This is a genomic window from Kribbella antiqua, from assembly GCF_004345665.1.
Classification (GTDB): domain Bacteria; phylum Actinomycetota; class Actinomycetes; order Propionibacteriales; family Kribbellaceae; genus Kribbella; species Kribbella antiqua.
On sequence record NZ_SLWR01000002.1, the window covers coordinates 446,396 to 466,605 of the forward strand.

16 protein-coding genes are annotated in these 20,210 nt (G+C 69.0%); 9 read left to right on the plus strand and 7 right to left on the minus strand.

Going from position 1 to position 20,210, the window contains the following annotated elements:
- Window positions 1–3 precede the first annotated feature (3 nt).
- A complete protein-coding gene (locus EV646_RS08055) occupies window positions 4–1,350 on the minus strand; it encodes an ABC transporter permease (protein WP_132145589.1) in 1,347 nt (448 codons plus the stop codon).
- A complete protein-coding gene (locus tag EV646_RS08060) occupies window positions 1,347–2,270 on the minus strand; it encodes an ABC transporter ATP-binding protein (RefSeq protein WP_132145591.1) in 924 nt (307 codons plus the stop codon). The genes EV646_RS08055 and EV646_RS08060 overlap by 4 nt, the downstream gene beginning before the upstream one ends.
- 329 nt (window positions 2,271–2,599) lie before the next feature.
- On the opposite strand from EV646_RS08060, the gene lanKC reads away from it, so the two are divergent.
- From lanKC to EV646_RS08085, 5 genes are all read left to right on the plus strand, one after another.
- Window positions 2,600–5,140: a class III lanthionine synthetase LanKC gene (gene lanKC, locus EV646_RS08065; RefSeq protein ID WP_132145592.1), complete on the plus strand. Its 2,541-nt coding sequence runs from the start codon at window positions 2,600–2,602 to the stop codon at window positions 5,138–5,140.
- Between the two features lie 3 nt (window positions 5,141–5,143).
- Window positions 5,144–5,278 (plus strand): SapB/AmfS family lanthipeptide, encoded by a 135-nt coding sequence (locus tag EV646_RS08070; RefSeq protein WP_132145594.1) that lies wholly within the window; start codon window positions 5,144–5,146, stop codon window positions 5,276–5,278.
- 76 nt (window positions 5,279–5,354) lie between these two features.
- On the plus strand, window positions 5,355–7,313 hold the full coding sequence (locus tag EV646_RS08075) for a prolyl oligopeptidase family serine peptidase (RefSeq protein WP_132145596.1): 1,959 nt from the start codon (window positions 5,355–5,357) through the stop codon (window positions 7,311–7,313).
- The gene (locus EV646_RS08080) at window positions 7,313–8,965 is read left to right on the plus strand and encodes an ABC transporter ATP-binding protein (RefSeq protein ID WP_132145598.1); all 1,653 of its coding nucleotides are present in this window, start codon (window positions 7,313–7,315) and stop codon (window positions 8,963–8,965) included. The genes EV646_RS08075 and EV646_RS08080 overlap by 1 nt, the downstream gene beginning before the upstream one ends.
- On the plus strand, window positions 8,962–10,653 hold the full coding sequence (locus EV646_RS08085; protein WP_132145600.1) for an ATP-binding cassette domain-containing protein: 1,692 nt from the start codon (window positions 8,962–8,964) through the stop codon (window positions 10,651–10,653). Before EV646_RS08080 ends, EV646_RS08085 begins: the two co-directional genes overlap by 4 nt.
- Here EV646_RS08085 and EV646_RS08090 read toward each other — a convergent pair.
- From EV646_RS08090 to EV646_RS08100, 3 genes are all read right to left on the minus strand, one after another.
- Entirely contained in the window at window positions 10,632–11,234 is a 603-nt protein-coding gene (locus EV646_RS08090) for a response regulator transcription factor (RefSeq protein WP_132145602.1), read from the minus strand. The genes EV646_RS08085 and EV646_RS08090 overlap by 22 nt on opposite strands.
- A gap of 144 nt (window positions 11,235–11,378) precedes the next feature.
- Entirely contained in the window at window positions 11,379–11,801 is a 423-nt protein-coding gene (locus EV646_RS08095; RefSeq protein WP_132145604.1) for a hypothetical protein, read from the minus strand.
- A gap of 150 nt (window positions 11,802–11,951) precedes the next feature.
- Window positions 11,952–13,685, minus strand: coding sequence for an L-aspartate oxidase (locus EV646_RS08100; RefSeq protein ID WP_132145606.1), 1,734 nt, complete (start codon window positions 13,683–13,685; stop codon window positions 11,952–11,954).
- Between the two features lie 165 nt (window positions 13,686–13,850).
- On the opposite strand from EV646_RS08100, the gene EV646_RS08105 reads away from it, so the two are divergent.
- From EV646_RS08105 to EV646_RS08120, 4 genes are all read left to right on the plus strand, one after another.
- Window positions 13,851–14,450 carry a sigma-70 family RNA polymerase sigma factor gene (locus EV646_RS08105; protein WP_132145608.1) on the plus strand — a complete coding sequence of 200 codons (600 nt, stop codon included), beginning with the start codon at window positions 13,851–13,853 and terminating at the stop codon, window positions 14,448–14,450.
- A gap of 83 nt (window positions 14,451–14,533) precedes the next feature.
- On the plus strand, window positions 14,534–17,275 hold the full coding sequence (locus EV646_RS08110; protein WP_132145611.1) for an ATP-binding protein: 2,742 nt from the start codon (window positions 14,534–14,536) through the stop codon (window positions 17,273–17,275).
- Window positions 17,276–17,498: 223 nt separating this feature from the next.
- Window positions 17,499–18,611, plus strand: a complete 1,113-nt coding sequence (locus tag EV646_RS08115; protein ID WP_132145613.1) for a C1 family peptidase — start codon at window positions 17,499–17,501, stop codon at window positions 18,609–18,611.
- Between the two features lie 10 nt (window positions 18,612–18,621).
- Window positions 18,622–19,056, plus strand: coding sequence for a hypothetical protein (locus EV646_RS08120; protein ID WP_132145615.1), 435 nt, complete (start codon window positions 18,622–18,624; stop codon window positions 19,054–19,056).
- A 64-nt stretch (window positions 19,057–19,120) separates the two neighbouring features.
- On the opposite strand, the gene EV646_RS08125 is transcribed toward EV646_RS08120, so the two are convergent.
- Both EV646_RS08125 and EV646_RS08130 read right to left on the minus strand, forming a co-directional pair.
- Window positions 19,121–19,420, minus strand: a complete 300-nt coding sequence (locus tag EV646_RS08125) for a protease inhibitor I42 family protein (RefSeq protein WP_132145617.1) — start codon at window positions 19,418–19,420, stop codon at window positions 19,121–19,123.
- 7 nt (window positions 19,421–19,427) lie between these two features.
- Window positions 19,428–20,039 carry an Rv1733c family protein gene (locus EV646_RS08130; protein ID WP_132145619.1) on the minus strand — a complete coding sequence of 204 codons (612 nt, stop codon included), beginning with the start codon at window positions 20,037–20,039 and terminating at the stop codon, window positions 19,428–19,430.
- Between the last annotated feature and the right edge of the window lie 171 nt (window positions 20,040–20,210).

Below are 20,210 nucleotides of genomic sequence, written 5' to 3' on the forward strand. Positions count from 1 at the left end.
GAGTTATCCCTTCGGGGAGGCGGACAGCAGCTCGACGTTGCCGTCGAACTGCCAGAGCGGGTTCGGTGCATCCCCGGTAGGGGTGCGCACCTGGAAGTACCCGTTGACTTCCTTCGGACCGTCGCCGTCGGCGGAATACCTGCCGTCGGCGGAGACGTCGAGCTGGTAGATGGCCGTGCCGGCGGCCGCGACATCGGGCAGATGCCAGGTCACCACGCACCGCCAGTCGTTGCCTGGGCCAACGGTCGCGTCCTGGCCGCCGCCCTTGGTGCACTCCGCCGTCGTGTTCAGCTGGGCCTCGGTGACGTCGGGCCGGTTGAGCTGCTTGGTCTGCAGGCGGTAGAGATGCGCGAACTCGATGGCCAGCGACTGCTGCACCTTCGTCTGCGTGATCCCGGCATCGGAACCGATCGCGGGCGTGACGGCTGCGATGGTGATGCCGAACAGTACGACGAGTGGCAGCAAACCGGCCGTGATCGCACGCCGGCCCGAGCCGTCGCTGGTCGAGTTCGTGAAGTCCCGCCGTACGAAGAGCAGGTAGGCCAGGGTTGTTGCGAGGGCGGCCCACACCAGACTGACCGCAATACCGATGAGCAGCGGGCCGAGCTGGGCCGGGCTGGTGAACAGACCGTTCCAGGCGATGAACGCATAGCCCGGCAGGGCCAGGCGTACGGCGACCGGAAGCGGCAGCTGTTGCGCGAGCTGCATCGCGAGCGCGACGAGCGCGGGCAGCAGCAGACCGATCGGAGACCGCCCCAGTACGACGGACCCGAGCAACCCGATCGCGGCGAGCGCAAGAGTTGGGGCGAGGGCACAGAGCCAGGCGAGCAGGACCTTGCCCGCGGCGTCACCGCCCGTCAGCAGGTGACCGTCCAGGCCGATGAGCGGCTGGTTGCCGACAGCAACGAGACCGCCGACGGCACTGGAGAGGGCCAGACCGGCTACGAGCAGCAGAATGACGGTCAGGCTGGCCAATGCCTTCGATACGAAGATCCGGCGGGGTGACCGGACCGCCACCAGAAGATGGCGCCAGGTGCCGAGCCGGTCTTCGGCAGCGAACACATCGCCCGCGACCAGCGAAGTCAGCAGCGGCAGCGCCCACATTCCGGCGAAGCCGAGCATCACCAGTGCTCCGGCCCACCCCGTGGCGTGCATCCAGCGGCCGAACAGCGTGTCCGCCGGAAGCGAGCTCTGCTGACTCACCACGGCGACGAAGGCCGCGGGCGCGAGCCAGCAGGCCACGACGATCACCCGGATCCGCCATTGCGACACGAGTTTGACCAGCTCGAAGCGATAGCCCCGCGCGACTGAAACCCGCCGGGCGACGGCTGGAGCGACAATGGCGGTCATTGGTTGAGCTCCTGCTGCTCGGTGAGGGCTAGGAACGCGGCTTCGAGTGGCGATACGACCGGGGCGAGCTCTCGCACCGCGATGCCCGCTTGCACGACCCGCACCACGAGTTCGTCGAGCGCGGACACTAGCCCGCGCACCACGAGGAGCTCAGCGGCGATCCCGTCGACGATGTGGATGCCGTCCGTTTCGCCGGCCAGTCGGCGGGTGGTCTCCGGGTCCGAGGTGAGCAGCCGGTAGTCGAGTTCGCCGTTCTCGGCCGCCAGTTTGCTCAATGGGCCGGAGAAGACGACGCGCCCGGTCGCAAGGATCGTGACCTCCGAGCAGAGCGCCTCGACATCGTCCATCCGGTGGCTCGAGAGCACCACGGAGGTTCCGTCGGCCACCAGCCGGTTGAGTACGCCGTACACGTGCTTCTTGCCGGCGGGGTCGAGGCCGTTGGACGGCTCGTCGAGCACCAGCAGCCGGGGCTTGGTAAGCAGCGCGGCGGCGAGGCCGAGGCGCTGCCGCATGCCGAGCGAGAAGCCCCGGACCCGGTCGTCGGCGACATCGGTGAGCCCGACCTGATCGAGCGCATCGCCGATCCCGGTCGTCGGCTCACCGCGAAGGGCGAGCAGCGCGGCGAGATTCTGCCTGGCGGTCAACGAGGGGTAGAGGCCGGGCCCGTCGACGAAACCCGCCACGCCGTCGGGGACGGAGAGCGCGCGTCCGACCGGCGTACCGAGGATCTCGAGGCCACCGCTGTCGGCGACGGCCAGTCCCAGCAACAGGCCGAGCAAGGTCGTCTTTCCGGCGCCGTTCGGCCCGACCAACCCGTGGATCTGCCCGTCCGCCACATCGAGATCGATACCGTCGAGTGCGATCACCTCGCCGAACGACTTGGTGATCCCACGAGCCCGGACTGCGAGCGGTCTGTCCATGGTGCCCTTCTCCGCGGTGCCTGACGGAAAAACATTAGAGACGAATACATATCCAGCCAAGGCTCGGAGTTGAACGTTCTGAGAACGACAGGCAACCGGGCGTGATCGCGGTCTAGCCCGCTCCTACGAGTTCAGCAACTCTGAGGGACCGCGCCCGTCACACCGGATGACGATGGTGACGGCCCGTCGCCAGCAGCGGACCTGTCGTGACATTCGCGTTGGTACGGCGATGCGTTCTTCACGGCCGAGTGATGACGCCATTCACTACGCGGCGCGCGCATGTGGTGGACACGATGTCACCGAGGCGTCTGACGAATCGGGGGGCGGCAATGGAGCAATACGAGCTCTACTGTCTCGCCGACCGGCAGTTCTACGACACCCCGGCGAACCGCGGCATCGAGGACGCGGACTTCGCCCTGTGCTCCCGGCCGGTGCCGGACGGCTGGGAGCACGACGCCGGTGAGATCTGGATGCACTACGCACCCCACAACCCCGGTTTGCCCTTGCAGGGCTGGAAGATCCACGTCTCGTCCTGCCTCGGAGACGCCGAACGCGCGCTCGCCGCGGTGTGGGACTACTGCGTCCCGCGCGGTCTCGCGTTCAAGGTCCTGCGCAGCGAATCCGTCGCGATCATGATGAACTCCAAGGCCGCCTTCCGCGGCTCGAGCGGCAAGCTCGTCACCATCTATCCGCCCGACGAGGACCACCTCGAGCTCATCCTCAAAGAGCTCGGCGAGATCCTCGACGGCGTCAGCGGTCCATACATCCTCAGCGACCTCAGGTACGGCGAAGGCCCACTCTTCGTCCGGTACGGCGCCTTCGCCCCGCAGTACTGCCTGTCGAACACCGGCGAGCGGGTACTCGCGCTCGCGGACTCCGACGGCCGGCTGGTCCCGGATGTGCGCGGTCCGGTCTTCTCGACGCCGGCCTGGGTGCAGCTCCCCTCGTTCCTGGAACCGCACCTGGCCGCGCGCAACGCCGTCACCACCAACGAGCTGGATTACGCGATCGAGAGCGTCATCCAGTTCTCCAACGGCGGCGGGGTCTACCTCGGTCATCACCGCGAAACGAATGAACGCGTTGTCCTCAAGGAAGGACGCCCCTTCGCGGGGCTCGACGAGGCGCGCCGGGACGCAGTCGCCCGCATGCAGCACGAGCGGGACATCCTGGACCGGCTGGCCGGACTGGACGTCGTACCGGAGGTCCGGGACTACTTCGTCCTTGGCGGGCATCACTTCCTGGTGCAGGAGTTCATCGACGCCAGCCCACTTCAGCGCCTGGTGGTCGGGCGCTACCCGCTGACTCGGCCGGAGCCGTCGTCCGATGCGCTCGGCAGCTACACGGACTGGGCGCTCGAGATGCACGCCAAAGTCGAGGCGGCGGTCCGGGCCCTGCACGAGCGCGGCGTCGTCTTCGGCGATCTCCACCCGGACAACATCCTGATCGACGCAACGGACCGGCTCGTCCTGATCGACTTCGAGGTGGCCACGCTCGCCGAGCAGCGAGCCCGGTCGGTCCTGGCGCACCCGGGCTATGTAGCACCCGCCGGCCGCCAGGGCGTCGACGTCGACCTCTACGCATTGGCGTGCCTTTGTCTCGGCCTCTTCGCGCCGCAGACGACGATGCTGTTGCAGCTGTGCCCCGAGAAAGTCCACCATCTCGGTCAGCTGATCACCGAGACGTTCCCGGTGCCCAAGGCAACCATCAGCAAGGCCGTCGGCACCATCGCCGGTGACAAGGCGATGGCGGCGCTGCCGATGCCTGGCCGCGACAGTTGGGAGCAGGTCCGCGCTGCGATCACCCGGGCGATCGTGGCCAGCGCCACGCCGGAGCGCGACGACCGGCTCTTCCCCGGCGACATCGCTCAGTTCCAGCCCGGCGGCGGGACCAGCGTCGCGTACGGCGCGGCCGGCGTACTGTATGCCCTCCACCGGACGGGTGCCGGCAGATTCCCGGAGTACGACGACTGGCTCCGCAAGCACGCCCTCGATCCGGCGACCGGGCCCGGCCTGTACGACGGCTTGCACGGCGTCGCGCACGTCCTCGACCAACTCGGCTACCGGCAGGACGCACTCGACGTACTGGATCGTTGCCTGACCCAGCCGCTCGAGTCACGCGAACTCGGGCTGCACTCCGGCTTGGCCGGCATCGGCCTGAACCTGCAGCACTTCGGGCTGCGGACAGAAGCGACTCAGGTGATCGATCTGGTGGCCGATCGGCTCGGCGGCGTGGACGACGTACCGGAGATCAGTGGTGAAGGGAATCCGCGCGCCGGCTTGATGTTCGGCTCGTCGGGACCCGCGCTGCTCTTCCTGACGGCGTACGAGCGGAGCGGGGACACCGGCCTCCTCGACCTGGCCGAGACGGCGCTGCGGCAGGATCTGCGCCGGTGCGTCCGCGACGAGTACGGGACGCTTCAGGTCAACCAGGGCTGGCGGACCTTGCCCTATCTCGAGGAAGGTTCGGCAGGCATCGCGCTCGTCCTCGACCGCTATCTGCGGCACCGGCCGGACGACGAGCTCGCCGAGGCCTTGGTCGCTCTCCGACGCGTCAACGAGGCCGGGTACTTCGTCCAGTCCGGGCTGTTCATGGGCCGCGCAGGCCTGATCGCCTCGGCCGCGATGCAAGCAGAAGCCTCCGACTCGCTCATTCGTGGACTTGCCTGGCACGCCTTGCCGTACGGCGGTGGACTCGCATTCCCCGGCAACCAGTTGCTCCGTCTCTCGATGGACCTGGCTACCGGCTCGGCCGGCGTACTGCTGGCTCTGGGCGCGGCGCTGCACGACCAGCCCGTCGCCCTTCCGTTCCTCGGCCCGAACCGCGGCGGGTCGTCGTCCGAACCCCTACGAGATGACTGGAAGGAGGTGTAGACCATGGCACTTCTCGACCTTCAAGGGCTCGAGGCTCCCGGCGGCCACGGCGGTGGTGGGGGTGGCGGTAGCACCCTGACCGTTCTCACCTGCGGTTCGCAGCGCCCAAGCAACCTCAGCGTGGTTCTTTGTCACTGACAAGCAGGCCGGTTCACGTCCTGGGCGGGATGATGGGGTCCCGCTCAGGACCCCGGCCGCGGGAAGGAGAGCCTGGGTGCAGAGGCTCGGCATCAGGTATCCCGAGGCCACCCGCCAGCCGGTCGTCGACCGGCTCCACGGCCACGCGGTGGCTGATCCGTACCGCTGGCTGGAGAACGCGGTCGATCCGCAGACCCTGAGCTGGCAGGCGGCACAGGACCGGCTGTGGCTGAACCATGCCGCCGAACTGCCCGGCCGCTACCGGCTCCGGGCCCGGGTCGCGGAGTTCAGCGGGGTCGGCGTGGTGAGCCCGCCGATGTGGCGCGGCGGACGCCAGTTCTACCTGCGCCGGACGGCCCATCAGGACCATCCGATTCTCTACGCCGGCGATCAGGCGCTCATCGATCCGATGCAGCTCGATCCGACCGGCGGAACCACGCTCGATGCCTGGCAACCGTCGCCGGACGGCCGCCGGCTGGCCTTCCAGCTCTCGCGTGGCGGCACCGAGGAATCCATTCTGTATGTCATGGACGCCGACACCGGCCAGGTGCTGGACGGTCCGATCGACCGTTGCCGGTACTCCCCTGTCGCCTGGCTCCCCGACGGGCAGAGCTTCTACTTCGTCCGCTCCCGGCAGGTTCGACTGCATCGAGTGGGTCAAGCCGACGACGTACCGCTGCTGACCGACGAGGCGTCGTACGGGCTGGAAATCAGTGCCGACGGGCGCTGGCTGACGATCTCCGCCGCGCACGGGTCGGCGAACGATCTCTGGCTGGCCGAGGTCTCCGATCACCCGCGGCTGACCGTTGTGCAACAGGGAGTGGACGCACGCAGCGCGGCGATCGTGGGCCGGGACGGGCGTCTGTACGTCGTCACCACCCTGGGGGCGCCGGCGGGAAGGATCTGCATCGGAGATCGGCCCGGCCAGTGGGAAACCCTGATCCCCGAGGATCCCGAGGCGCCGCTGAGCGAGATCGCCTTCCTCGACGGATTGCTCCTGGTGGCACGGACCCGGCACGCGCTCGGCGAGATCGCCGTACACGATCTCCAGACCGGCAAGAAGGTCGGCGAGGTGCCGCTGCCCGGGCTCGGCTCGATCGGGTCGCTGACCGCCCGGCCCGAGGGTGGGCACGAGGCCTGGTTCAGTTACACCGACAGCTTGACTCCGGCAACGGTCTATCGGTACGACGCCCGTACCGGCAAGACCACGGTGTGGGCGAAGCCGCCCGGCACTATCGACGTCCCGAAGGCGACCGCGCGGCAGGTTGTCTACCGCTCGGCCGACGGCACCCCGGTCCGGATGCTCGTCGTCGCCAAGCCGGGCCGGCATGGTCCGCGTCCGACGATCCTCTACGGGTACGGCGGATTCGGGCAACCGCTGACCCCGACGTACTCCTCCTTCACCCTCGCCTGGGTCGAAGCCGGCGGCGTGTTCGTCACCACGAACCTGCGCGGTGGCGGCGAAGAAGGTGAGGACTGGCACCGGGCCGGACGGCTGCACAACAAGCAGAACGTCTTCGACGATTTCATCGCCGCGGCCGAGACGCTGATCGCGGACGGCTGGACGACGCCGGAGCAGCTCGGCATCTGCGGCGAATCCAACGGGGGCCTGCTGGTGGGTGCTGTGCTCACCCAGCGGCCGGAACTGTTCGCCGCGGCCGTCTGCTCGGCGCCGGTGCTGGACATGGTGCGCTACCAGCGCTTCGGTCTCGGCGAGTCATGGGTGCCGGAGTACGGGTCGAGCGACGATCCGAATCAGCTCGCCAGTCTGCTGGCCTACTCGCCGTACCACCAGGTTGCCGAGGGCATCGACTATCCCGCGGTCCTGTTCACCGTCTTCGGCGGTGACACCCGGGTCGATCCGATGCATGCTCGGAAGATGTGCGCCGCGCTTCAGCATGCGACGGCCGGATCGCGGCCGATCCTGCTCCGGCTCGAGCAGGACACTGGACACGGCGTCGCGGCGGTGAGCCGCGGCGTCGGCCTGACGGCGGACATGCTCGCCTTCCTGGGCGCTCACACGGGGTTGACGTGATGACATCCTTCGGCGCTGTCGTTCGGCACGGCCGCGGCTGGCTCCCGCTCATCGGGCTGGCGGCCTTGCTCGACAGCGCCGTCACGCTGGCGTTGCCGACCGTACTCGGCCGATCCGTGGATGCTATTGCTTCTGGCAACGACCTGACCCGCTGGCTCTGGCTGGCCTCGGGGTTGATCATGCTCGGCATCACCTGCGCGCTGGTTGACTCGTTCGCCGGTACGGCGTGTGTCGCGGGGACGACGGCCTGGTTGCGCCACCGGCTGGTTCGGCAAGTCGTTGCGGCAGGCCCCGAAGGGACACGCCGGTTCGACACGGGTGATCTCGTCAGCCGGGTGTCCGGCAGCGCGAGCGATGCCGCCCAGGCTGGTCCGGCCTCGGTGACGGCTGTCGCCGCAGCTCTCCCCCCACTCGGGAGCCTGGTCTTGCTGGCGCTCATCGATCCCTGGCTCGCGGTCGGCTTCCTCGGCGGAGTCGTGCTGGTGATCGCGGTGTTGTGGGTGTTCGCCCGTCGTACGACGGAGATCAGCCTCGCCTATCAGGAGACGCAGGGACGGATCGCCGCTCTGCTGACCGAGGCCCTCGGCGGGATCCGGACGATCGCGGCTGCCGGCACGGCCGACCGGGAGGAACGTCGCGTGCTCGGTCTGCTGCCCGAGCTGCACCGGCACGGACTGCTGACGTGGCGCGTCCTCGCCCGCTCCGGCGCTCAAGCCGCCCTGATCGGGCCGCTCGTCCTGGTCGCCGTACTGGCGATCGGCGGTCTGCAACTCGTCGACGGCCGCATCACCGCGGGCGAGCTGTTCGCTGCCGCACAGTACGCCGTGATCGGAGCCGGACTCGGCAGCCTGACCGGCATCCTCGGCGAACTGGCCCGAGCCCGGGCCGGCATCCACCGCAGCGCCGAGGTCATGGCGGTCGAACCCGTTGCCTACGGCTCCCTCCCGTTGCCGCCCGGGCCTGGCCGGCTCGTGTACGACGACGTCAGTGTGAGCGCGGACGACGTACTCCTGCTCGATCACGTCAACCTCGATCTGCCGGGTGGCGCGACCATCGCTGTGGTCGGGCCAAGCGGTGCTGGGAAGTCGGTGCTGGCCGCGCTGGCTGCTCGGCTGCGTGATCCCGACTCCGGGCTCGTGCTGCTCGACGGCGTACCACTGAAGGCCGTACGGCGAGCTTCGTTGCGCCAGGCTGTCGGCTGTGCTTTTGAGCGGCCCGTGCTGGTCGGCAGGACGGTGAGCGAGTCGATTTCGGCCGGGCAGGTCACACCGGTGCAACTGCTGGCGGCCGCGCGGGCGACGCATGCGCACGACTTCGCCAGCCGACTCCCCCAGGGCTATCACACACCGTTGCCCGAGGCACCGATGTCCGGAGGCGAGGCACAGCGGCTCGGACTGGCCCGGGCGTGGCACGCCGGCCGGCTGCTGGTGCTGGACGACGCCACTTCGAGTCTGGACACGGCCACCGAGAGGCAGATCAGCCGGACTCTGACTGAGGACCGGCACCACCGGACCCGGCTGATCGTGACGCATCGGGCGTCCACGGCGGCGCGGGCTGATCTCGTGGTCTGGCTCGATCGCGGCCGGGTTCGTGCGGTCGGACCGCATCAGCGGTTGTGGCAGGACCCGTCGTACCGGGAGATCTTCGGATGAGGCGCGAACTGGGCTTCGGTGCGGCGGCGCTGCGGCGTCGGTCGACGCTGGAGTTCGCTGCGTGGTCGGTGCCGGAGATCTTGCCTACGGCCGTTTACGGGCTTGCGGTTGCCCACGCGACGGATGCGTTCCTGGCCGGCCGGGCTGGGACGGGCCTTGCCTGGTTGGGTGGTCTCGTCGCGGCCGCTGGTGTCGGTGCGGTCGGTGCTCGGCAGGCTTACCGGCGACTCGGCGAGTTGGTTGAACCGTTCCGCGACGTACTGGTGCGCCGGGTGGTGAATGGTGCGCTGCGCAACAATGCTGCGGGGGCCGTGTCCAGGCTGAACCGGCAGGTCGAGATCGTCCGGGACACCTTTGCGGGACTGATCGTCGTGACCCGGAGCTTTGCCATCACCGTGGTGGGCGTGGTGACTGGTCTGTTGTCGCTCGACCCTGTGATCGCGGCGCTCGTCGTACCGCCGTTCCTGCTCGGTTTCGCTGTCTCGCTGGGGATTCTCGGGGTGGCGGCCGATCGGGTGAAGGCGTCCTTGTTCGCCGATGAGCAGCTCACCACCTCAGCGGGATCGGCTTTCGCCGGGGTTCGCGACATCACCGCGACGGGGGCTGAGGACTTCGCCGCGGAGCTGGTCGGCGAGCCGATCGAGGCGCATGCGGCGGCCGAGCGCGCGCTGGCCAGGGTTGCCGCGCTGCGAACGCTCTGCTTCGCCATCGGTGGTTGGCTGCCATTGCTGATCCTGCTGGCCGCCGGCCCTTGGCTGATCGGCCGGGGTGTCAGCACCGGAACGTTGCTGGGCGGGCTGACCTACGTGTTGCTCGGCCTGCAGCCCACGCTGAGCACCGTGATGTCCGCCCTCGGAGACAGTGGGTTGCGGTACGTCGTCACACTTGGCCGCATCCTTGACAGCAGTGCTGTGGCCGAGACGCCGAAGTCCACGGGATCGCCTCGCGGCCATCAGGTGCGGCTGCACAAGGTGTCGTTCGCCTATGGGCCGCAGGCGGAGCCGGTGCTGCACGATCTGGATCTCGTCGTACCGGAAGGCGATCACCTGACCGTTGTCGGGCCGAGCGGCATCGGCAAGTCGACGCTCGCTGCTCTGATCTGCGGCATGCTCCCGCCAACCGGTGGACGGTTGGTCGTCGGGCGCGTCCCGCCGAGCGAGCTGTCTGCCGCCGAGTTGGCGAAGACGCGCGTACTGATTCCGCAGGAGGCTTACGTCTTCTCCGGCACGGTGCTCGAGAACCTGATGTATCTCGCACCCGCCGCGACAACGAATCAGGTCAACCGGGCGATCGAGGTGGTCGGCGCCGAGGCACTTGTCTCGCGACTGGGCGGTCCGGCCGCAGCGATTCGGCCTTCTCAACTGTCGGCGGGCGAACGGCAGCTGATCGCGCTGGTCCGGTCCTACCTGTCGCCGGCACCGCTCGCCGTACTGGACGAGGCGACCTGCCACCTGGATCCAGAGGCCGAGAGGCAGGCCGAGGAGGCGTTTGCGGCTCGGGGCGGCACGCTCATCGTGGTGGCGCACCGGATCAGTTCGGCGCTGCGGGCCCACCGGATCCTGGTGCTCGACGGCAACCAGGCGATGGTTGCCCGGCACAACACCTTGCTCCGGCAGTCGCCGCTGTACCAGGATCTTCTGGGCCATTGGCAAGCACCGCAACCCGATCAGATCCAGCCGGCCTCCTGAGCCTTCCGGACGGCCTCGATCCGGCTGCGGGCGGAGGTCTTGGTGAGGATGTGCGACAGGTAGTTGCGCACCGTTCCCGGGGTCAGGTTGAGCTTCCGCGCGATCTCCTGCGCCGTCGCCCCCGTGGTCACCAGCCGGAGCACCTCGGCCTCCCGATCGGTGAGCGGATTCTCCGTTGCCCGCAGTGCAGCCACGGCCACGGCCGCATCCATCACCGCCGCGCCTTGGGCAAGCTGCCGCACGGCCTCGGCCAGATCGGCAGGCGACGCATCGGTGGCGATGAACCCGACCCGCGGCGCCAGCCGAACGAGCGCCAGGCTGACCCCATTCAGCAGATCCCGGTCGATCAGGATGAGGATGCCGGGCTCCCGCAGCTGCAGGCACAGCTCTTCGATCCTGATGTCCCCGTCCAGCATCGGATCGAGAACGACGACGTGCGGCCGCGTCCTGGCCACCGCCGGGAGGACGTCGTCGGCCCGTTCGACCTCGGCCAGTACGTCCAGATCAGCTTCTTGTGACAGCACCGCGGCAAGCGCTCCTCGAACCAACGCCCCGTGGTGCCCGAGTACGACTCGGATCACGCTCCTGCCCCCCAGGTATCGCAAGACCTCTTCCGTGACACCCCAGTCACGAAGAGTACCGAGAACCCCAGATCGGTGACGCTAAGTGTGAATGGTCCAGGCCGCATTGTCACGCCCTCGACTCCGCTGCGGCCCCGGGCTGAGTCAGGCGGTGGTTTCGTCCAGGCGGAGGCGGAGGAGGTCTTTGAGGGGCATGGATTCGCCGTCGCGGGCGCCGAGGCCGACGATGAGGGGTGGGTCGGACGGGAGGAGCTGGACACCCAGGAGGCGAGCCTTCAGGGTGGCGGGGACGGCGAGGATGTAGAAGTTGCCGTCGGCGTCCGCACCGAGGGTGCGGTTGCGGCGCAGGTACCAGCCGGTGACGTTGGTCCGGTAGCTCGCCCCGGATCCAGCGACCGTCGCCCGAAGCGGCTGGGGCTCGATGCCGCGGGCCTTCATCTCCTGGACGAACTCCGCCAACAGCTCGCGGGCCTTGGCGGTCTCGCCTGCCTTGCGCTGTTCAAGCGCGGCTGCTTGAGCAGCGGCAGCCTCCCGGCGCTTCTCCCGCCAACTCGGCTCGTTCTCCACCTCTTCACCCTAGTCGCGGCGGTGAAGGATGACGGTCGGTGGGTTGAGTGGACCGGAATCCGGGACGTCGGCCGCGTGCTCGAGGTCCTGCAGGTCGAAGCGGTGACCGTACTGCCTCACCGCGCAGTCAACGCCCCTGACCACTACCGGTCACTCGACCAGCTTTCCTTCGGTGGAGATGTCGTCGCGCATGAGCTTGCGGAACTCCTCCGGGATCGGCGGGATCGCCTCACGCAGCACCTGCCCAGGGCCAGACCATACGAGGTTCACCTGGAGGGACTCGTCGAGGTCGGGGAAGTCCGAGCGATTGTGGCAGCCGCGGGTCTCGCGCCGTTCCAGCGCCGCGTCGAGCGTCGCCCTGGCGGCCAGAGCGGACGACTTCAGGTCGAACGCGTGGGCGAGGTCCTGGAACCCGGCGATGTCAGGGTGTACGCCGATCCGCGTCATCCGATCCTCGATCTCCGCAAGCTCCGACAGCCCGGCCAGCAGTCCGGCTTCGTCGCGGACCACTCCGGCGCGGGCGGTCATCGTGTCGCGGATCGCCCGCTGCAGAGCCCGGACGTTCTCCTGACCGTCGCTCGCAAGCAGGGCGTCGACCTCGGTCCGTGCTTCGGCGACGGCGTCGGCGGACCGGTGTTGCGACTGCCGGTCGATCGAGTACTTCGCTGCCTCCTCGGCCACTATCCGGCCGAACACGAGGAGCTCGATCAGGGAGTTGCCGCCCAGGCGGTTGGCGCCGTGCAAGCCGCTGGCCGCCTCGCCGATCGCGTACAGCCCGTCGACATCGGTCCCGTGATCCTCGGGACGGACCCACACCCCGCCCATCGAATAGTGCGCGGTCGGCGCGATCTCGATCGGCAGCTTGGTGATGTCGAGCATCTGCAGTTCGAGCAGCGTCTGATAGACCCGCGGCAGCCGGCGCATGATCGTCTCCCGGGGCAGGTGGGACACGTCCAGCCAGACACCGCCGTTCGGCGTACCGCGGCCCTCCATGATCTCGGTGTACTCCGCGAGTGCGACCCGGTCCCGCGTGGACAGCTCCATCCGGTCGGCGTCGTACCGGGTCATGAACCGCTCCCCCAGCGCATTGCGCAACTGGCCGCCTTCGCCACGAGCCGCTTCGGAGACCAGGGTTCCGGCGGCGTTCTCGGGCTCGATCAGGCCGGACGGGTGGAACTGGACCATCTCGGGGTCACGGATCCGGCCGCCGGCCAGGACCGCCAGCCGGAACGAGTCGCCGGTGTTCTCATCCCGCCTGGACGACGTACGCCGCCAGATCCGGGTGTGGCCGCCGGCGGCGAGGATGACCGCGTCCGCGTGGATGACGTAGCGCCGCCCGGTGGTGAGGTCGAACCCGTAGGCGCCGAAGACGGCGTTGTCCCGGACCAGGATGCGGGTCACGTAGACGGTGTCCAGGATCGGGACGCCTAGCTGGACCGCCCGGTTGACGAGGGTCCGCTGGATCTCCAGCCCGGTGTAGTCCCCCGCGAAGGCGGTCCGGCGATACGTGTGGGCGCCGAAGAACCGCTGCGAGATCCTGCCGTCGGCCTCGCGGGCGAACGGCATGCCGTAGCGCTCCAGGTCGGCGATGCCCCGGGCCGCTCCCTCCGTGACGATGCGGACCGTGACCGGGTTCGCCAGCAGGTAGCTCTCCTGCAAGGTGTCGGCGGCATGCTGCTGCCAGGTGTCATCCGGATCCATCGTCGCGAGCGCCGCGTTGATCCCGCCCGCCGCGAGCGAAGTGTGCGCGTCGGCGCGGGGACGCTTGCCCAGCACAAGCACCTCGACGCCTTGCTCGGCCAGCTCGATCGCGGCCCGCAGCCCGGCACCCCCGGTCCCGATCACCAGGACGGACGTAGCGATCTGCTGCTCGGTGACACTCATCGACTCTCCTTCGGCAACTGGTCTCACCACAAGGACCACGCAAGCCGCCGATCTGTGACTGTCACGGTCATCACACCACGGGGTGGACTACGGACTTCCAGGGCGCGGTGGCCACGGTACGGCGGCGAAGGTGGAAGCAGCCCCCTCGCTAAGGAGCCCTCCACCATGAGTACGTCGGATTTCCTCCGGGTTCGCCCACGCCTGTTCGGGATCGCCTACCGCATCGTCGGCAACGTCCAGGAGGCCGAAGACGTCGTCCAGGAGGTCTGGCTCCGCTGGCAGCGCACCGACCGGGCCTCGGTCGTCGATCCCGCGGCCTTCCTCGCGACCATCACCTCCCGGCTCGCGATCAACGTCGTACAGTCCGCTCGCCGGCGGCATGAGACGTACGTCGCTTCCTGGCCGCGCGAGGAGAGCACGCCCGGCGGTGTCGATCCGCAGGAACGGGCCGAACAGCAGGAGTCCATCGATCACGTCGTACGGCTGCTGCTCGAACGACTGTCGCCGGCCGAGCGGGCGACGTACGTACTGCGTGAAGGGTTCGAATACCCGTATCTGCGGATCGCGGAGACGCTGCGGATCGGTGCGCCCACCGCGCGGCAGCTGGTGAAACGGGCCCGGGACCGGCTCTCCTCCGATCGCTGCAGTCCGTACAGCCCTGCCGCGCACAGCCGCCTCCTGGGCGCGTTGACCTCAGCCGCACGCGCCGGCGAGTTGACCGGACTCGAGGAGGTTCTCACCGCGGGGCTCGCCGAGGCCAACTGACCAGGCAGGCACCGTTCCGGTCCGCGAGCATCGGCTGTCGTGCACCGGCGGATGGCTCTAACCTCTGGTGAGGTGGTGGAGCCATGACGAGCGAGCTTCGCGGTCGGCGTAAGGAATGCGCACGCCTGGACCAGGTTGTCGCCGAGGTGCGGTCGGGCCGGGGCCAGGTCCTGATCGTTCGTGGTGAGGCAGGGATCGGCAAGACCGCGCTGCTCGACCACCTGGCCTCGCGCGCCGACGGGAGCCGAGTCGCTCGAGCGTCCGGCGTCGAGTCCGAGATGGAGCTCCCGTACGCCGGTCTGCACCAGCTCTGCGCACCGATGCTCGAACTGGCCGAGCGGCTGCCGCCTCCACAGCGACAGGCGCTGGCTGTGGCGTTCGGCATGGAGTTCGGAGGGCCGCCGGACAGGTTCCTGGTGGGCGCCGCCGTGTTGAGCTTGCTGTCGGAGGCCTCCGACAGCAAGCCACTGTTGTGCGTCGTCGACGATGCGCATTGGCTGGACCAGGCCTCGGCGCAGGCGCTGAGCTTCGTCGGCCGGCGTCTGCTCGCGGACCACATCGGGCTGGTGTTCGGCGTCCGGGATCCCGCGACCGCGCCCGAGTGGCGTGGTTTCCCGGAGCTGACCGTCGGCGGCCTGGCGGATGCGGACGCCGGGGCCCTGCTGGAGTCCGTCGTACCTGGGCGGCTGGACGAACCCGTGCGGGATCGGATCGTGGCCGAGACCAGGGGGAATCCGCTCGCTCTGCTGGAGCTCCCGCGCGGCTTGACCGCGGCCGAACTGGCCGGTGGCTTCGAACGGCCGGATGCCCGGCCACTCGCGAGTCAGATCGAGCAGAACTTCGCTCAACGGGTCGGACTGCTGCCACCAGAGACACAACAGCTGCTCCTGACCGCCGCAGCCGAGCCGGTCGGTGACGTCCCGCTGCTGTTCCGCGCTCTTGCGGTCCTTGGCGTCCCGATGAGTGCGGCGGCGAGTGCCCAAGCAGCCGGTCTGATCGAGCTCGGCGCCCGAGTCCGCTTCCGGCACCCGCTGGTGCGATCGGCCGCGTACCGGGCCGCGACCGCGACTGACCGCCGGGCAGCACATCAGGCCCTGGCCGAGGCGATCGACCCGGGCCTCGATCCCGACCGGCGCGCCTGGCACCACGCCCAGGCAGCCGACGGGCCCACTGAGGACGTGGCCGCTGAGCTGGTCGCCTCCGCCGACCGGGCGCAGCGCCGCGGCGGTCTTGCCGCCACGGCGGCGTTTCTCCAGCGAGCGATGGAACTGACCCCTGACCCGGCCACCCGCGCCGGCCGTGCGCTTGCGGCTGCTCAAGCCACCCTTCGCGCCGGTGCCTTCGAGAACGCACTGAAGCTGCTGGTCAGCGCCGACGACGGACCCGTGGACGACCTGCGCCAGGCCACGGTGAACCTTCTCCGCGCGCAGATCACCTTCGCCTCCGGTCACGGCGCGGAAGCCGCTCCACTGCTCCTGGACGCCGCCCGCCGATTCGAGCCGCTCGACCAGGACCTCGCCCGCGACACCTATCTGGATGCCTTCACGGCAGCGATGTTCGCCGGGCGTCTCGCTCCCGGTTCCCCGCAGACCGAAGTAGCGCGAGCCGCGCGCGCAGCGCCCAAGCCTGTGACCCGGCGCAAGCCCGATCTGCTGCTCGAGACCCTGGCGGTCACCTTCACCGACGGGTATCCGGCGGCGATCCCACTGGCCAGGACGGCGCTCGCAGCGTTCGCGGACGAGGCAGATCTGGGTGACCTGCGCTGGCTTTGGCTGGCATCGCGCACCGCCGTCGACCTGTGGGACGACGAACACTGGGACGTGCTCACCGACCGGCATGTGCGGATGGCGCGCGAACTGGGCGATCTCACCGAGCTCCCGCTGGTGCTGAACTCGAGGCTCGTCCTGCACCTGTTCGCCGGAGAGCTCCCGGCGGCCGCCTCGCTGCTCGCCGAGATCCGGACGATCGCCGAAGCGACCGGGATCGGCTTGGCACCGTACGGCGCGGTCGGCGCGGCCGTCCTACGCGGCCACCTGGACGAGGCCACGCCACTGATCGCGACCGGCATGGACGACGTGCTGGCCCGGGGCGAAGGCGGCGGATTGTCCTTCCTGCACTGGGCGAACGCCGTACTGATGAATGGAAACGGCAGATACCAGGAGGCGCTGGTCTCGGCTCAGGCAGCGATCGAGGATCCGAATGACCGCGGCGTCGCCAGCTGGTCCCTGCCCGAGCTGGTCGAGGCGGCGACCCGGACCGGGCAGCCCGAACTGGCGTCCGACGCCTTCGACCGGCTGACCGAGATGACCCGGGCCAGCGGCACGGACTGGGCGCTCGGCCTGCTCGCTCGATCGACAGCGTTGCTGACGACCGCCGGCCAGGCCGAGTCCTGCTATCAGGAGGCCATCGAACGGCTCGGGCGAACGCGCATCCGCCTGGATCTGGCCAGGACTCATCTGCTGTACGGCGAATGGCTCCGCCGGGAGGGACGTCGCCGAGATGCCCGGGCCCAGCTGCGCACAGCGCACGAGCTGCTCGTCGCGGCCGGCGCCGGTGCGTTCGCCGATCGCGCCCGGCGCGAGCTCGCGGCGACCGGCGAAGCTGTCGACGAAGGGGTCAGCGGCGGAACCGACACCTTGACCGCGCAGGAGGCGCACATCGCCGAGCTGGCCGCCGCCGGACTGACCAACGCCGAGATCGGCGCCCAGCTGTTCCTCAGCCGGCACACGATCGAGTGGCACCTGCGCAAGGTCTTCACCAAGCTCGGCATCACCTCGCGCCGCCAACTGCGCACCCGGACCGGCGATCCCGAGCCGGCCGGCTGACAACAAGTTCTGCAAGCAACGCTGCCTCGGTCAGATATTAGCGTATTCCGCTTTAATCAATCGACCTATTCTGGAATATGCCACCAAAACCCGGCTCGTGGCATTTTACCGGATTACCCTGAGTGCTATTGCCGTTCTTTTGCGATAGGCATACGTTGCTGAACAGGGTGTGCGCCGCGGGGGCCAGTTCGCGGTGCCACCGCGAGCAGCAGGGGGAAATCGTATGGCTGACAACGCGCAGCAGTCTCCACAGCCACTGGATCTCACGACCTTGTCGGAGGCCCTGGCAGCAGCAGGTCATCCGTGGGAGATGGCCTACACCTCGATCACCGCGCTGACGGAACAAGAACGGCGTATCCGGCTCGGTGTACCACCACGCCCAGAATTGGAGGAAACCGCCGAGGCCGATGCCTCCGCGGCGATGGCAGCAAAAGCAGAGAATGTCGGTGCGCCGGCCGCGTTCGATGTCCGCAATGTCGGTGGGGTCAGTTACGACTCGCCGGTGAAGGACCAGGGCGGCTGTGGTTCGTGTGTGGCCTTCGGCTCGGCCGCGGCGACCGAAGTCGTCTTCAAGTACTCGCGCCGTACCACGATGCCGCTGGATCTGTCCGAGGCGCAGCTGTTCTACGTGTACGCGCGGTCCGAAGGGCGCAACTGCGGTAACGGCTGGTGGCCCGAGCGCGCGCTCACGCACGCCAAAGCCACCGGGGTCACGTTCGAGGACTACTACCCCTACACCGCGGGCGACCAGGACGGGAACACCAAGATCAACGCCGACTGGCCCAACCGGGTCGCCAAGGTCGTCGACTTCGCCACCATCTCGGGCAACGCACTGCAGATGAAGGCGGACATTTCGACGTACGGCGCGGTGACGGCCTGCTTCAACGTGTACGGCGACTTCTTCAGCTACCGCAGCGGCGTCTACCGGCACGTCACCGGCAACCTGGCCGGCGGCCACTGCGTCGTCCTGATCGGGTACGACGATGCCCAGTCGTGCTGGATCGCCAGGAACAGCTGGGGAGTCGGCTGGGGTGACTCCGGCTACTTCCGGATCGCCTACGGCGAATGCGGCATCGAGTCGTTCCAGACCTGCGCGGTCCGCGGCGTCAACCTGCTGGCCTGGCTGCCGAACCAGCAAGTCGTCGGCCTCTGGTCCAACGAGTACGACGCGAACATCTGGGTGTACGGGAGCCAGCGCGGCTGGCTGCACCTGGACGGCGCGTCACCGGTCACCAACCACGCCATGATGTCCGAGCTCGCCGCCGCCAAGGCCCTCGGCCGCCCGGTCGGCCTGTACGAGGACCAGGGCAACGTCAAGCAGATCTACGCCTGGTAAGGAGCCGACCATGGCAAGCACCAATGGGAAGACCGGCGGCCCGACGATGGCCCCGCCGGCGGAGACCAGCAGCACCGCCACCGACACCGCGGGCGTCACCGCTCCGAGCCAGACCGAGGAACAGTTCGCCTCCGTGATCCAGTCGCTGGACACGGGCTCCGCACCGACGCTCGCCCCACCGACGGCGGGCGAGCTGGCGGCGGCCGGCGAAGCGGCCGCGGCGACCTGGCACACCAACAAGCGGATCGACGCGCTCTGGTCCATCGACCAGCCGCGCAACGCCTTCATTCATGTCGTGGATCTCGGCTGGCGAAAGCTCTACAACGGCCGTGACGGCGCCTTCCAGGCGCTCTGTTCGCTGGCCAGTCAGGCCCGCCAGACCAACCGGATCTGCCACCTCAGAGAAGAAGCCGACGGGATGATCTACGAGATCTATCTCTGGTAGACAGACCTCCCTCCAGACGGCCCGGCGCACGCCGGGCCGTCGCTCGTCCGCCGTCGTCCTTGAGTCAGCCGGCCCGCACGGTGATCCGGCGCTCGTCCAGTGGCTGCGACTCCCATTCCCGGGCCAGCCGCAGTCCCACCGCCCAATCGCCCGTACGATCGGCCCTCAACTCGAACACGTGGTCGGCTCCCCCACCCGGCGCGGTTTCGCCGGCCGACTCGTACCGATCCCCCAGCAACACCAATCCGGCCCCGAGTTCGGACACCGACCAGACGTGACCCGAGGTCACCTCCGGCAGCCGCACCACCACGGTGTCTCCGACCGACACCGCAACGTCGCCCGAGCCGACCTCTACCTCAGCCATTTCCGCCTCAGCTCTCGTGATGCCGCCAGCGTGGCGCGACCTCTTCCCATTCACGGTCGAGGTCCCGGAAGCGATGCCGATCGAACCCGCGCAGGGCGAGCCGGGTCAGCCCGTTGAGCACCGTCCACAAGATCAGCGCCGCCATCATCCCCGCCACGCCACCGACCGCGTCGCTCTCGTCCGGCTGACTCGGCGGCCGCACGATCGCGCCCGAACGATCAAGCCAGATCGTCACTTCATTGCCGCTCTTGGTCCCCAGCGTCACGAGCGCCCAGCCTTCATGCGGTACGCCGTCCGTGCCCGTCCAGCCGACCCTTGCCGACGCCAGACCCTGGCCCGGGACCGCGCCGCTGAAGCTCTCCGCATCCGCCAGCATGCGCGCCGTAGTCTCGGTCAGTTGCGCCCGGCGCTGAGCCGCGGCGTCCAGGCTGGCCTCGCGGGCCGCCGCACCGACGGCGACGGCAGCCGGAATCACCAGTACGGCGATCAGCGCGGCCACCACGAGGGTCGCCGACTCGAACCGGTCCACCCGGCGGCACAACGGATTCCGGCCGAACCCGAGCCGCCGTGTCAGGCGCCGTACGTGCGAAGTCCCGTCCATGGTCACCACCGACTTCATTCTCACTCCGGAGTGCCCCGAGAGCACCAGCCGAAACGCCGAAATAAGAGGTCGCGCCAATAGGTGGCACCGTCGCGAGCGTCGTCCCGCGGATGCTGGGCAAGGCGGAGGAGGGAGGCGGGACGGAGTCCCGTCGACCGACGACAACGCCGCCCAGCGCCCGTGGGGCGG

What these genes read in the sequence shown, in the direction of transcription:
- EV646_RS08055 (WP_132145589.1), bottom strand. Translation starts at nt 1,350, where the DNA reads ATGACCGCCATTGTCGCTCCAGCCGTCGCCCGGCGGGTTTCAGTCGCG.
- EV646_RS08060 (WP_132145591.1), bottom strand. Translation starts at nt 2,270, where the DNA reads ATGGACAGACCGCTCGCAGTCCGGGCTCGTGGGATCACCAAGTCGTTC.
- lanKC (WP_132145592.1), top strand. Translation starts at nt 2,600, where the DNA reads ATGGAGCAATACGAGCTCTACTGTCTCGCCGACCGGCAGTTCTACGAC.
- EV646_RS08070 (WP_132145594.1), top strand. Translation starts at nt 5,144, where the DNA reads ATGGCACTTCTCGACCTTCAAGGGCTCGAGGCTCCCGGCGGCCACGGC.
- EV646_RS08080 (WP_132145598.1), top strand. Translation starts at nt 7,313, where the DNA reads ATGACATCCTTCGGCGCTGTCGTTCGGCACGGCCGCGGCTGGCTCCCG.
- EV646_RS08085 (WP_132145600.1), top strand. Translation starts at nt 8,962, where the DNA reads ATGAGGCGCGAACTGGGCTTCGGTGCGGCGGCGCTGCGGCGTCGGTCG.
- EV646_RS08100 (WP_132145606.1), bottom strand. Translation starts at nt 13,685, where the DNA reads ATGAGTGTCACCGAGCAGCAGATCGCTACGTCCGTCCTGGTGATCGGG.
- EV646_RS08105 (WP_132145608.1), top strand. Translation starts at nt 13,851, where the DNA reads ATGAGTACGTCGGATTTCCTCCGGGTTCGCCCACGCCTGTTCGGGATC.
- EV646_RS08110 (WP_132145611.1), top strand. Translation starts at nt 14,534, where the DNA reads ATGACGAGCGAGCTTCGCGGTCGGCGTAAGGAATGCGCACGCCTGGAC.
- EV646_RS08115 (WP_132145613.1), top strand. Translation starts at nt 17,499, where the DNA reads ATGGCTGACAACGCGCAGCAGTCTCCACAGCCACTGGATCTCACGACC.
- EV646_RS08120 (WP_132145615.1), top strand. Translation starts at nt 18,622, where the DNA reads ATGGCAAGCACCAATGGGAAGACCGGCGGCCCGACGATGGCCCCGCCG.
- EV646_RS08125 (WP_132145617.1), bottom strand. Translation starts at nt 19,420, where the DNA reads ATGGCTGAGGTAGAGGTCGGCTCGGGCGACGTTGCGGTGTCGGTCGGA.
- EV646_RS08130 (WP_132145619.1), bottom strand. Translation starts at nt 20,039, where the DNA reads ATGAAGTCGGTGGTGACCATGGACGGGACTTCGCACGTACGGCGCCTG.